The organism is Herbaspirillum sp. ST 5-3 (assembly GCF_004804275.1).
GTDB lineage: Bacteria > Pseudomonadota > Gammaproteobacteria > Burkholderiales > Burkholderiaceae_D > Noviherbaspirillum.
Window position 1 is genome coordinate 117825 of the sequence record NZ_STGI01000001.1, and the last position, 12155, is coordinate 129979.

12 protein-coding genes and 1 other RNA gene are annotated in these 12155 nt (G+C 59.9%); 8 read left to right on the forward strand and 5 right to left on the reverse strand.

Annotated features, from left to right (window positions below; translation table 11 throughout):
• The first annotated feature begins 937 nt into the window (after nucleotides 1-937).
• From E6W33_RS00550 to E6W33_RS00580, 7 genes are read left to right on the forward strand one after another with little or no spacing between them, the layout of a single operon-like run.
• Nucleotides 938-1363: a cytochrome c gene (locus E6W33_RS00550; protein ID WP_136413220.1), complete on the forward strand. Its 426-nt coding sequence runs from the start codon at nucleotides 938-940 to the stop codon at nucleotides 1361-1363.
• A 38-nt stretch (nucleotides 1364-1401) separates the two neighbouring features.
• Nucleotides 1402-2778: a cbb3-type cytochrome c oxidase subunit I gene (locus E6W33_RS00555; RefSeq protein ID WP_136413221.1), complete on the forward strand. Its 1377-nt coding sequence runs from the start codon at nucleotides 1402-1404 to the stop codon at nucleotides 2776-2778.
• 60 nt (nucleotides 2779-2838) lie between these two features.
• Nucleotides 2839-3432: a cytochrome c oxidase subunit 3 family protein gene (locus E6W33_RS00560; protein WP_247869474.1), complete on the forward strand. Its 594-nt coding sequence runs from the start codon at nucleotides 2839-2841 to the stop codon at nucleotides 3430-3432.
• Complete coding sequence (locus tag E6W33_RS00565) at nucleotides 3433-3690, forward strand: cytochrome C oxidase subunit IV family protein (RefSeq protein WP_136413222.1); 258 nt, start codon at nucleotides 3433-3435, stop codon at nucleotides 3688-3690.
• 12 nt (nucleotides 3691-3702) lie between these two features.
• Nucleotides 3703-4518: a CbbQ/NirQ/NorQ/GpvN family protein gene (locus E6W33_RS00570; protein WP_136413223.1), complete on the forward strand. Its 816-nt coding sequence runs from the start codon at nucleotides 3703-3705 to the stop codon at nucleotides 4516-4518.
• Nucleotides 4519-4552: 34 nt separating this feature from the next.
• Nucleotides 4553-5605, forward strand: coding sequence for a 4Fe-4S binding protein (locus E6W33_RS00575; protein WP_136413224.1), 1053 nt, complete (start codon nucleotides 4553-4555; stop codon nucleotides 5603-5605).
• Between the two features lies 1 nt (nucleotide 5606).
• The gene (locus E6W33_RS00580) at nucleotides 5607-7451 is read left to right on the forward strand and encodes a VWA domain-containing protein (RefSeq protein WP_136413225.1); all 1845 of its coding nucleotides are present in this window, start codon (nucleotides 5607-5609) and stop codon (nucleotides 7449-7451) included.
• 57 nt (nucleotides 7452-7508) lie between these two features.
• Here the strand turns inward: E6W33_RS00580 and frdD are convergent, their stop codons facing one another.
• From frdD to frdA, 4 genes are read right to left on the reverse strand one after another with little or no spacing between them, the layout of a single operon-like run.
• On the reverse strand, nucleotides 7509-7868 hold the full coding sequence (gene frdD / locus E6W33_RS00585; protein ID WP_136413226.1) for a fumarate reductase subunit FrdD: 360 nt from the start codon (nucleotides 7866-7868) through the stop codon (nucleotides 7509-7511).
• Complete coding sequence (locus E6W33_RS00590; protein ID WP_136413227.1) at nucleotides 7865-8278, reverse strand: fumarate reductase subunit C; 414 nt, start codon at nucleotides 8276-8278, stop codon at nucleotides 7865-7867. The genes frdD and E6W33_RS00590 overlap by 4 nt, the downstream gene beginning before the upstream one ends.
• The gene (locus E6W33_RS00595; protein ID WP_136413228.1) at nucleotides 8275-9030 is read right to left on the reverse strand and encodes a succinate dehydrogenase/fumarate reductase iron-sulfur subunit; all 756 of its coding nucleotides are present in this window, start codon (nucleotides 9028-9030) and stop codon (nucleotides 8275-8277) included. Before E6W33_RS00595 ends, E6W33_RS00590 begins: the two co-directional genes overlap by 4 nt.
• On the reverse strand, nucleotides 9023-10819 hold the full coding sequence (frdA, locus tag E6W33_RS00600) for a fumarate reductase (quinol) flavoprotein subunit (protein ID WP_136413229.1): 1797 nt from the start codon (nucleotides 10817-10819) through the stop codon (nucleotides 9023-9025). Before frdA ends, E6W33_RS00595 begins: the two co-directional genes overlap by 8 nt.
• 344 nt (nucleotides 10820-11163) lie before the next feature.
• On the opposite strand from frdA, the gene E6W33_RS00605 reads away from it, so the two are divergent.
• Nucleotides 11164-11451, forward strand: a complete 288-nt coding sequence (locus tag E6W33_RS00605) for a DUF4148 domain-containing protein (RefSeq protein ID WP_168798475.1) — start codon at nucleotides 11164-11166, stop codon at nucleotides 11449-11451.
• 375 nt (nucleotides 11452-11826) lie between these two features.
• Here the strand turns inward: E6W33_RS00605 and rnpB are convergent.
• Nucleotides 11827-12146: RNase P RNA component class A (rnpB, locus tag E6W33_RS00610), an RNA gene on the reverse strand.
• Nucleotides 12147-12155 lie beyond the last annotated feature (9 nt).

Consider the following 12155-nt stretch of genomic DNA (forward strand, 5'->3'; position numbering starts at 1 on the left):
ATGCTTTATTTGCGGTCAAGTAATATTCGGAAACAAAAATGCGATTTTTTCCAATGAACTCAATGACTTAGCGCGTTTCGTTGAGGCAACGCATTGAATGAATCCTCAAGATAATTAAGGACTTATCGAAGATAGTGAAGGTGACATCTCAGCTATATACATGTGTTTAAGTGGCCACAAAGCTGTTGCGGCAAGCGAGAATCACGCGGAATGGCGCGCGCAGACTGGCTCTCCGGGACGCACGCGACGAGTCCATCGGGAAATTTCCTTACGTCATTTAGGCGCCTGCCGCGGCACTTAGTTCAACGCGCGCCAGCATTGCGGCGAGAAGCTTGGCAGATGTTCGACTGCGCATCAGCGACCCCGGACAAGTTCGGCGCGAAACACGGCCATTCAAGGTTACTTCGACAAGTTCGAGATTCCGCGGCCGGCGGCTCCGGATATTGCCTCCATCCCGTCGACGAACAGGCGTTCCGATGCCAGCATCGTGCATTCCTGGCAACCATCGCATCTCACATCGCGTGATAGAAGACAGCGTCACCTGCGTGCCGGACCGGCGCTTCATCATCCGGGCATTGACTTCCGCTGTCGATCAATCGCATCAGCCAGGTCGCCTGACCAAAGCAAGTTCATGCAGCCCGCGAAAGCCCCGACCATGCGACCCACATCCTGTTTGCGTCGCGCAGCCCTCTCCATTGTCGACTGACTTGACGCAGACCTCGCGTTGCAAAGTTCATCGATGCGCATCGCACGTTAGCGTCATTTCTTCCCTTCTCCATACAACACTGTACGTCGGCAAAGAAATATCCCTTTGCTTAAAGATGTATTTTTAATGTATCATTTAAAAAAGCGCAGCGAAGAGGATGGGAAAACGATTCGCACATCGTCAAGCCTCCTGCAAGCAGCACGGTTTTCGACTGAAAGGACCTTAGCAACCATGAGTGCATCATTTACCAAATCCACAGCCAGAAACATCTTTTACGGGGGTGCGGTTTTTTTCTTCCTCCTGTTTCTGGCCATGACTTTTGACACCATGCAGACACTGCCCAAGCGTGACAACCGAGCGAACCTGACGGAGTCCGTGGCGCGCGGCAAGCATATCTGGGAGACGCGCAATTGCATCGGTTGCCACACCCTGATGGGCGAAGGCGCCTACTTCGCACCGGAGCTGGGCAACGTCTATACCCGCCGCGGCCCTGACTTCATCAAGGCATGGATCAAGGGACAGCCGACCGGCGCACCCGGCCGCCGCCAGATGCCGCAGTTCCACCTGACCGATCAACAGCTCAACGACCTCGTCGACTTCCTCAAGTACTCCTCTGAAGTCAACACATCCAAATGGCCGCCGAACATCGAGGGCTGATACAGGCACACAGATCATTGCAATCATCGGAGAAATAAATGCAATTTAAATCACAGGCGGTCGCGAAGCCTTACTTCATCGCGGCTATCGGTCTCTTTCTCGGGCAGATTATCTTCGGCCTGATCATGGGCCTGCAGTACGTCGTGGGAGACTTCCTGTTCCCGGCGATACCGTTCAACGTGGCGCGGATGGTGCATACCAATCTGCTGATCGTGTGGCTGCTGTTCGGCTTCATGGGCGCGGCGTATTACCTCATTCCGGAAGAATCGGAGCGCGAACTGCACAGCCCGAAACTGGCGATGGCCACCTTCTGGGTATTCCTCGTGGCCGGCGCGCTGACCATCCTCGGTTATCTGTTCGTGCCCTACGCGACACTGGCCGACTACACGGGCAACAATCTGCTGGCGACGATGGGACGCGAGTTCCTCGAGCAGCCGCTGCCGACCAAGGTCGGTATCGTGATCGTTGCGCTGGTATTCCTGTACAACATCTCGATGACCATCCTGCGCGGCCGCAAGACCAGCATCAACCTGGTCATGCTGGTTGGTCTGTGGGGGCTGGCGATTTTCTTCCTGTTCTCGTTCTACAACCCGGCCAACATCGTCAAGGACAAGTTCTACTGGTGGTGGGTGGTTCACCTCTGGGTGGAAGGCGTCTGGGAACTGATCATGGGCGCAATGCTGGCCTTCGTGCTGATCAAGGTCACCGGCGTGGATCGTGAAGTCATCGAAAAATGGCTGTACGTGATCATCGCCATGGCGCTGATCTCCGGCATCATCGGCACCGGCCACCACTTCTACTGGATCGGCGCACCGGAATACTGGCAATGGTGGGGCAGCGTATTCTCCGCACTTGAACCGATTCCGTTCTTCATGATGACTGTGTTCGCGTTCAATATGGTGAACCGCCGCCGTCGTGAACATCCGAACCGCGCAGCCGTATTGTGGGCACTGGGTACCGGCGTGATGGCATTCCTCGGCGCAGGCGTGTGGGGCTTCCTGCACACCCTGGCTCCGGTGAACTACTACACCCACGGCAGCCAGATCACCGCTGCACACGGCCACATGGCTTTCTTTGGCGCCTATGCAATGGTGGTACTGACCATGATCAGCTACACCATGCCGCTGATGCGCGGTCGTCCTGCCAACTCGAAGTCGGCACAGACGGCGGAGATGTATGGCTTCTGGCTGATGACGATCGCCATGGTGCTGATCACCTTGTTCCTGACCGCTGCCGGCATCCTGCAAGTCTGGCTGCAACGCGTGTCGAGCACACCGATGTCGTTCATGGCAACGCAAGACCAGCTCAGCGTGTTCTACTGGCTGCGTGAAGGCTCAGGCCTCATGTTCTTCGTCGGTCTCGTGCTGTACATCGCAAGCTTCTTCATCAAAGGCAAGGACAAGGCACTCGCCTGATCCTTGACAACCTGTCACTGAGTCACCCGCCCGGTCCGCCGGGCGGGCAAAGAAAACAACGTGGACGCTACGCTCTCCCCCTTCGCATCACAGCCCGCACGTCGCGAGCTTCCCGGCGACCTCGCCATGTGGTGCTTTATCCTTGCCGAACTGCTGGTGTTCGGCATTTTTTTTCTGGCTTACGCATTTGCGCGTGCGCGCAATGTGGAACTGTTTAATGCCTCGCAACTCGAACTGAACCGGGTCAGCGGGCTGATCAATACCTTGCTGCTGGTGACCAGCAGCTATTTCGTGGTGCGCGCCGTCGAGGCGATCCGGCGCGACCGTCACCAGATCTGCGCGCGCTGGCTTGCCGCCGCGATGACCCTGGGCGGCGCATTCATGGTCCTCAAGCTCATCGAATTCGGTGCCAAGGTCGGCGCCGGCATCAGCATGTCGACCAACACTTTTTACATGTTTTACCTGTTCCTCGGCTTCTTTCATTTCATGCACGTCCTGCTCGGCATGGTGATCCTCGGCGCGGTGGCATTGAAGGCCCGACGCGGCGAATACAGCGCCGCGGAGCATGCCGGCGTCGAGACCGGGGCATCCTACTGGCACATGGTCGACCTCGTGTGGATCGTGCTCTTCCCTCTGATTTACGTATTGCATTAAATGATTACCGCATCGACACGCCAATGGCTCATGCTGCTCGCACTCACCGTGCTGAGCTTCAGCATGACGGAAACCGCCTGGTCGGGGAACGCTGTCCTCATCCCCGTGCTGCTCGCGACGCTCATCAAGGGACGCGTCGTCATCGACCGCTTCATGGCGCTGAGGCACGTCGCCGCCTTCTGGCGCTGGCTCGTGCTCGGCTGGCTGTTCGTCGTGCTCGGTGCCATCGCCTACGCATTCCATATTTCCCTGCATTGAAAGATCGACATCATGAACGACATTGCTGCTCCAGGCCTGATGGCCGCGCTGAATATCCCGTTCTATCAACCCGTCGGCAATGAGTGCGAGCTGTTCGACTACGCATTCCGCAATCGCCTGCCGCTGCTCATCAAAGGTCCGACCGGCTGCGGCAAGACGCGCTTCGTCGCGCACATGGCCGCACGCCTGGCTCGCCCGCTGATTACGGTGGCCTGCCATGACGACCTCACTGCGGCGGACCTCGTCGGCCGTCACCTGATCGGCGACGGACAGACCATCTGGTCCGACGGACCGCTGACGCGCGCAGTGCGCCAGGGCGGCATCTGCTATCTCGACGAAGTGGTCGAGGCGCGCAAGGACACCACCGTCGTGCTGCATCCGCTGACCGACGATCGTCGCATCCTGCCGATCGAGCGTACCGGCGAAGAGTTGCAGGCACCCGATGACTTCATGCTCGTGGTGTCGTACAACCCGGGCTACCAGAATCTGCTGAAGAGTCTCAAGCCTTCGACGCGTCAGCGTTTCGTGGCAATCAATTTCGGCTTTCCGCCAGCCGAGCTGGAACAGAAAATCGTCATCGCGGAAACCGGCGTCGAAGCGATGCAGGCAACGCAACTGGTGACCCTCGCCGGCCATTTCCGCCAGTTGAAGGATCACGATCTTGAAGAAGCCGTGTCCACTCGCCTGCTGGTTTATGCAGGCAGCCTCATCCGTTCCGGCTGCAATCCGGTGGATGCCTGCGAAGCCGCGCTGGTGGAGCCGCTCACCGACGATGCCGATACCGCCGCAGCGCTGCTTGAGGTGATCAAAGCCACCTTCGGGCGATAACAGCCGCAAACGCATTCGCTGATGGAGGTGGTAAATGGCAATCCCGCAACCCCAGTCACTGACTGGGCCACGCGTCGCGCCCTCGACCGGGGGCAAGGCGGCCGGCCTGTTCGGCATACGCGTGCAGCGCTGGCGGCAACTGACGCAGACCGCGTTCTTCCTGTTGTTCATTTTCTCGCCGGTATTCGATATTTTCCGGCTCGACCTGAACGTCAAGCATTTCATTTTCTTCGGCCTTGACTGGACGCTTGGGCTGGACGATTTCCTGGCCGGCCGTGCATCGGCCACACAGGCATCGCTGAATATCGTGCTGCGCGGATTCCTCCCGCTGGTCGGAATCGGCGGCACGCTCATCTACGTAAGCTGGAAGTGGGGCCGTCTGTACTGCGGCTGGCTCTGCCCGCATTTTTCCGTGGTCGAAACCATCAATCAAACGCTGCGCCGCGCCATCGGCAAGCAAAGCCTGTGGGACAAGAAGCGACTGCCTGCACGCAATCCGAACGGCACGCAGACACCACACGATGCGATCTGGTGGTTCGCGGTCATTCCCCTGGTGATCTGCTGCGCGATGTTGTGGGCGGTGGTCCTGCTGACCTACCTGCTGCCTCCCGCCGAGATATACGGCAACATCTGGCACGGCACCTTGACGCGCAACCAGACGATTTTCCTCACGGCCGGCAGCATCGCCTTCTTCATCGAGTTCATGTTCGCGCGGCATCTGTTCTGCCGCTACGCTTGCGCGATTGGCTTCTTCCAGAGCCTGGCCTGGATGGCGAACGACAAGGCGATGGTGGTCGGCTTCAAGCGCGAGCGCGCAAAGGATTGCTCCACCTGCTTCTCCGCCTGCGACCACGTGTGCCCGATGCGGCTGAATCCGCGCAACGTCAAGCGCATGATGTTCGCCTGCGTGCAGTGCGGCCAGTGCGTCGATGCCTGCGAACAGACGCAGGAAGACAATCCGAACGGCCAGCTGCTCAACTGGGTGCATGACCTGCGCGCCGAGTCGGAGGCTGCATTCAACGTCAGCGCAGCGCGCGTCATCATGATGAAGCGTACGCCTGACGAACAAAAGCGAAAGGAAGCCTGACATGGAAGAATTCGTCGGCGGCTTGTGGGACAAGCTGATTACGCGGACGGCCTATCGCGGCTTTCCGAAGGCACGTGTCGACCTGAAGGACATGGAAAAGATCGCACCGATCTTCTTTCGCGCGCTGGGCGGCGACGCCGGCCTGAACGTCCGTGCCGGCACCGCCACGGAACACGGCGCGCGGCGCGGATGGCTGGAACGCGTGGCCGGTGTCGGCGAAAAAATCGAACTGGCCTGGAGCGACGAGAACACGCTGCACTTGCCGTCATCGATCGACATCTATCCGGAGCGCGAACAGAATCGCGAACTCTATCTGTGGCTGATCGCGCTCGCCGCGCATGACGTCGCACCCGACGAGAGCTGGATCGTCCGCAACCAGAAGGCGACCCAGGCGACCCTGCTGGCCTTGCCCGGGATGGTCTCGCGCTACATGAAGCTGACCGCCGCCGAAATCGCCCGGCGTCCGTCCCCCGCTTCGCTGCCGCCTGCGGACGCCGCGGCGGAAGCGGCGATTCAGGCCGCGCTGTGCGATCCCGGTTCAGTGAATGAATATGTGCCGGGGCGTCGTCCGCCAGCGCCGGTGCCGCTCTGGCTGCATCCCGAACCACCGACGGCAGCAGGCGAAAGCCGCAAGGCGGGCAGCGCCGAGCCGGAGCAGCCCGAGGGCGGCAAGGTGGAGCGCGACGCCGACGCACGCAAGCGCCGCGCCGAGAACGTCGAGATGCCGAAACCCGACAGTCCGTTCATCCTGCTGTTCCGCGCCGAGAGCCTGTTCTCGTGGGCCGAGTATGTGAAGGTCAATCGCGACCTGGATGAGGACGACAACGAGAATGCGGCGAAGGCGGCCGAGGACCTCGAAGTCATGAGCGTCGCGCAGGATGGCAAGACGACCGCCAGCCGGGTCCGCTTCGATCTCGATCTGCCGGCAGAAGCCGACGATGACCTGGTGCTCGCCGACGGCATCCTGCTTCCGGAGTGGCACTATCGCAAGCAAATCTTGCAAGCGAAGCACTGCCGCCTGCAGATGCTGCTGGCACGCGACGCCGAACCTTGTGAACTGCCGGTCGCCTTGCGCGCCAACGCGAAGCGCCTGCGCAACCAGTTCCAGGCACTCGCACCGCAGCGCGCCCGCCTGCGCGCGCAAACCTCGGGCAGCGACCTCGACCTCGATGCCTGCGTGCGCTACCAGGCGGAGAAAGCCAGCGGTGCGCCGGTATCCGAGCCGGGCCTGTACATCGACAGCCGCAACCAGTTGCGCGATCTGTCCTGCCTTCTGCTGGCGGACCTGTCCTTGTCGACCGATGCATGGGTGAATAATTCGGCGCGCGTCATCGATGTCATTCGCGACAGCCTGATGCTGTTCGGCGAGGCATTGGCGGCGACCGGCGACCGCTTTGCGCTGTACGGCTTTTCATCGGTGCGCCGCGAGAACGTGCGCTACCACCTCCTGAAAGGCTTCGACGAACGCTACGACGACACGATCCGCGGACGGCTGGCGGCGCTCAAGCCCGGCTTCTATACGCGGATGGGAGCGGCGATCCGTCACTCGGCGGCGATCCTGTCCAAGCAGAAATCCGCACGGCGTTTGTTGCTGATCCTCACCGACGGCAAGCCGAACGATCTCGACAAATATGAAGGCCGCTACGGCATCGAAGACACGCGCATGGCGATCCACGAGGCGCGACGGCTCGGGCTCACGCCGTTTTGCGTGACCATCGATGAAGAAGCGGGGGATTACCTTCCGCATCTGTTCGGCGCGGGCGGGTATGTCGTGGTGCGGGACGCTGCGATGCTGCCGCAGGTGTTACCGAAACTGTATGTGCAACTGACCGGGAATGGTCATTGAAGAGATTGCGCGTCCGTTACCCGGACGCGCTTCAGTCTTTCTCCGCCAGGCGTTCGTTCAGAAGCCGACTGCCAGCACTGCGTAAATCGCCAGCACACTGCCGATGAATGCCGTGCCATAGCATGCCATCTTCGATGCCGGGCTCGGATGAATCCCGACGTCGTGCAGGCTCTTGAAGATGCGATGCGCGGCGTGCCACAGGTACAGGATGATCACCGCCAGGATGCAGAGCTTGCCGATGATGTTCTGGCTGAAGGCCAGCATGCGCGGATAGCTCATCAGCTCATGCGGGAGCAGGAAACCGAGCGGAGCCGCGATGCCGGTGATGAAAATCAGCACCGGGCCGGTCAATGCGGACAGCATGCCGCCGCCGCCGAACAGTGCCCAAAAAATCGGCGCGTTGGATCTTTTTTTCATGGCTTCACACTCCAGACCAGCAGGAAAATCACCAGCGTGACGACCACCGCGACCACCACGCCGACGGTCGTGATCACACTACCTTCAACCCGCTTGCCGTTGGAATACATCGGCGGCATGGTCTTGGGCATGATCTCGAACCAGCTCCATGTGTGGTACACCATCCCCACGAGCCCGAGCAGGTGCAGCACGATCGAGACCGGATGCGTGAGCACCCCCAGCCAGGTGTTGAAGGCGGCTTCGCCGCGCGCCAGACTGAGCAGTCCGATCAGCAGCATGATCGCGTACGCCGCTACCACGAAGGCCGTGACTTCGCGCGCCATGTACCGGACAAAGAACGGGTTCTTGCGCCACCAGCCGTCCATCGAACGCACATACGGCCGGCGCGCGTCGCTTTGCTGATTGCTCATTTGACGGCTCCTTTAGGACGGATCAGGTTGGAGAAGAAATCCTTGGCGCTGTTGATCTTGTTCAGGTTGACCGCGCTGGCCGGATCCACTCCTTTCGGGCAGACCTCGGAGCAGTAGCCGACTGCAGTACAGTTCCACACGCCTTCCTCCGCGTTCACGATCTCCATGCGTTCCGCCTTGGCGCCGTCACGATTGTCTTCGTTGTAACGGTGCAGCAGGGCGAGCACGCCGGGGCCCATGAATTCATTGTTCAGGCCGTACTGCGGACAGGCTGCGTAGCACAGCATGCAATTGATGCAGGAGCTGTACTGCTCGTAGCGATCGCGCTGTTCCGGCGTCTGCAGGTATTCGCCCTGATCCAGCCGGCGCACTTCCTTCGCAATGATGTAGGGCTTGATGCTTTCCAGCTTGTTGATGAAGTCGTCCGGACGCACCACCAGATCGCGCTCGATCGGGAAGTGGTTGAGCGGCTCCACCCGCAGCTTGTTCGGATAGAAGGTGCGCAGGAAGGTATGGCAGGACAATTCAGGTTTGCCATTGATCATCATGCCGCAGCTTCCGCAGATCGCCATGCGGCAGGACCAGCGGTAACTGAGCGTGCTGTCGAGCTCTTCCTTGATGTACTGCAGGCCCTGCAGCACCGACATGTCATCGGTGAACGGCACGGAATAGGTCTGGAAGAACGGTTCGGTGTCCAGCTCGGGGCGATAACGCAGGACCTCGATCTCGATCACCCTTTGCATGTCAGCCATGGGCTTTCTCCTTGCTTTGCTCCGCGGCTGCCGCCGCCTCGCCCGCCGCACCGTAGGCACGGACAGCCGGCTGCGACTTGGTGATTTTCACATCACCCCAGCCGATGGCCGGCGCGTCAACGCCCTTGTATGTAGCGAGAGTGTGCTTGAGGAAGTTGACGTCGTCGCGTTCTTCATAGCCGTCGATGCGCTGGTGGGCGCCGCGCGATTCCTTGCGGTTGAACGCGGAATACGCCATCGCCTGCGCCACATCGAGCTGGAAGCCGAGTTCGATCGCTTGGAGCCAGTCGGTATTCCAGACGCTCGACTTGTCATCCACGCCCACGTTGCGGAAACGCAGCTTGAGTTCGTCGATCTTGTCGCAGGTTTCCTGCATTTCCTTGCCGATGCGATAAATGCCGCAACCGCGTTCCATGGCCAGCGCCATTTCCTTGCGCAGCACCGAGATGCGCTCCTTGCCGCCTTCGCGCTTGACCAGAGACAGTGCACGCTGCTGGGCATCGCCAGCCTGCTTCACGATGCTCGATCCCGCGCTGTACGAGACTGTACGTGCGAAACGCGCGGCTTCGTCGCCTGCCACCTTGCCGAACACGCACAACTCCGCCAGCGAATTGGAGCCGAGACGGTTCGCACCATGGATGCCCACGCTCGAGCATTCGCCTGCCGCATACAAGCCTGGCAATGGCGAAGCAGTCTTGCCGTTCACCGTGATACCGCCCATCGTGTAGTGAACAGCCGGGCGCACCGGAATCGGTTGATGTACCGGGTTGATATTCATGAAGCGCTCGGCCATCTCGCAGATCAGCGGCAAACGCTCAAGGATGTGTTTCTCGCCAAGATGGCGCAGGTCGAGCAGCACGGCGGAGCCTTGCGGCGTCTCGATGGTGCGGCCCTTGCGGTCCTCATGCCAGAAGGCTTGCGACAGGCGATCGCGCGGACCAAGCTCCATCGCCTTCTTGCGCGGCCACGGATCCGGCGGCCCGAGACCGTAGTCTTGCAGGTATCGATAGTTGTCCTTGTTGACCAGGATGCCGCCTTCGCCGCGGCAGGCCTCGGTGAACAGCAAGCCGGTGCCGGGCATGCAGGTCGGATGGTATTGCACGAATTCCATGTCGCGCAGCGGCACGCCGTGACGGTAGGCCAGCGCCATGCCGTCGCCGGTGACGATGCCGCCGTTGGTGCTCTGGCGGAATACCCGCCCGGCGCCGCCGGTGGCGATGACGACCGCCTTGGCCTTGATGAGCACGAATTTGCCGGTGCTGATCTGGATCGCCACCACACCCTGGCAGCGTCCCTCTTCGACGATCAGGTCGCAGACGAAGTATTCATCGAAGCGTTTGATCGACGGATATTTGATCGAGGTCTGGAACAAGGTGTGCAGCATGTGGAAGCCGGTCTTGTCGGCAGCGAACCAGGTTCGCTCGATCTTCATGCCGCCGAACGCGCGCACGTTGACATGGCCGTCTTCCTTGCGGCTCCACGGGCAGCCCCAGTGCTCCATCTGGATCATTTCGCGGGTACAGTTTTCAACGAAGTACTCGACCACGTCCTGTTCGCACAGCCAGTCGCCGCCATGCACGGTGTCGTTGAAATGATGATCCAGGCTGTCATGCGCTTGCGTCACGGCGGCCGATCCGCCTTCTGCAGCCACGGTATGGCTGCGCATCGGGTAAACCTTGGCAATCAGTGCGATCTTGAGTGTCGGGTCCTGCTCGGCGGCTGCAATTGCCGCCCGCAGTCCGGCACCGCCCGCACCGACGATAGCAACATCGGCTTCGAATATTTCCACAGTAGCCCCTTCCTGATTGTGGCGAAATTTCTGTTTTGCAACAGACAAGGTCAATATAGGAGCCTTGACATTTATCGCCAATGACCCAAGTCAAAGTTTCCAAAGTAAGGATTTTCGGGTCGAAACAAGACATCTCCCTGTGGCATTTTTGGTGATTACGCCCCTATTGTTTCCAATTTCGAAATGATGCATTCGTTTTTACAGTCTTTTTCTCAACATGAGCAATGCTTACACTGTGCTTCATCGATGAGCACACAGGAAGTGCGACTCACCGAAGCAGGATCCACCGGCTGCCCTTTTGCCCGATCCGCCGAGCCCGAATCCCACTTTTTTGGAGAATGAAAATGAAAGCGAAAAATCTGATCACCGCCGTTGCCGCATTTGCTCTTGCAGGTTCCGCCTTTGCCGCTGGCAATACCGAATATGTCGACTTCAGCAATGTGCAGTCCGTCAAGACGCGCGCCGAAGTCCGCGCAGAACTCGAGCAAGCCCGCCAGCAAGGTCAACTGGCACAGACCGAATACGTCGAATTCAACCACGTCGCATCGACCCGCACACGCGATGACGTGCGCAAGGAAGCGATTCGCGCCGCACGCGGCGATTCCGCGACCGGCACCTACTTCGGCGGCTGATGTGCAGTTCGCCCGAAAAAAAACGCCACGGCATGCGTGGCGTTTTTTTCATTGTCCGGTTGAACGGCGCGCGGAGAAAAGCCCGCTGGTCGTGGGATGAAGTTTCGGAAGCAGGAAGGCGCTTCCGGATGCACCTGGAGATACTACTTAGCGGCCGCTAAAACTGAAGGGCACCCGGGTTCACGATCCCGCGCTATTCGCTGTTTCCATCCCACGGCCGGCGGGCTCTTTATCGGCCCTTCGAACTGAGGTTTCGAACTTTACCGGAATCGCCCTTGCGCACGTTGAGCTTGCTCAAGTTGCACACCATGGTGCGGCACAGCAGATTGTGTGCAATTCAATGCTGGGAATGCCGCATGCCGCGGCATGAAAGAAAAGTGAAGCAAGCCGATAGGCCGGATTCTGTTACGACGGGCGAGGTTGCCCTCGACCGTTATGACAGCCATTCCTCTAGGCCGTGAATTACTCCACGGCTCAAGCTTCCTACCCGCACGCTCCGCGAGCAGCATCAATGCGTGCCTATTTGGAATTGCTCCGGGTGGAGGTTACCGCGTTTCACCGTAACTTAATACGCTCGTCTCTGTGGCCCTGTTCCGCGCCTCACGGCGGACGGTCGTTAGCCGTCACCCTGCTCTGTGGAGTCCGGACCTTCCTCCCGCCATCTCGCGATGGCCAGCGGCTGTCTGGCTTGCTTCACACCGCAT

What these genes read in the sequence shown, in the direction of transcription:
- E6W33_RS00580 (WP_136413225.1), top strand. Translation starts at nt 5,607, where the DNA reads ATGGAAGAATTCGTCGGCGGCTTGTGGGACAAGCTGATTACGCGGACG.
- E6W33_RS00595 (WP_136413228.1), bottom strand. Translation starts at nt 9,030, where the DNA reads ATGGCTGACATGCAAAGGGTGATCGAGATCGAGGTCCTGCGTTATCGC.
- E6W33_RS00570 (WP_136413223.1), top strand. Translation starts at nt 3,703, where the DNA reads ATGAACGACATTGCTGCTCCAGGCCTGATGGCCGCGCTGAATATCCCG.
- E6W33_RS00555 (WP_136413221.1), top strand. Translation starts at nt 1,402, where the DNA reads ATGCAATTTAAATCACAGGCGGTCGCGAAGCCTTACTTCATCGCGGCT.
- E6W33_RS00605 (WP_168798475.1), top strand. Translation starts at nt 11,164, where the DNA reads ATGAAAGCGAAAAATCTGATCACCGCCGTTGCCGCATTTGCTCTTGCA.
- E6W33_RS00565 (WP_136413222.1), top strand. Translation starts at nt 3,433, where the DNA reads ATGATTACCGCATCGACACGCCAATGGCTCATGCTGCTCGCACTCACC.
- E6W33_RS00575 (WP_136413224.1), top strand. Translation starts at nt 4,553, where the DNA reads ATGGCAATCCCGCAACCCCAGTCACTGACTGGGCCACGCGTCGCGCCC.
- frdD (WP_136413226.1), bottom strand. Translation starts at nt 7,868, where the DNA reads ATGAAAAAAAGATCCAACGCGCCGATTTTTTGGGCACTGTTCGGCGGC.
- E6W33_RS00590 (WP_136413227.1), bottom strand. Translation starts at nt 8,278, where the DNA reads ATGAGCAATCAGCAAAGCGACGCGCGCCGGCCGTATGTGCGTTCGATG.
- E6W33_RS00550 (WP_136413220.1), top strand. Translation starts at nt 938, where the DNA reads ATGAGTGCATCATTTACCAAATCCACAGCCAGAAACATCTTTTACGGG.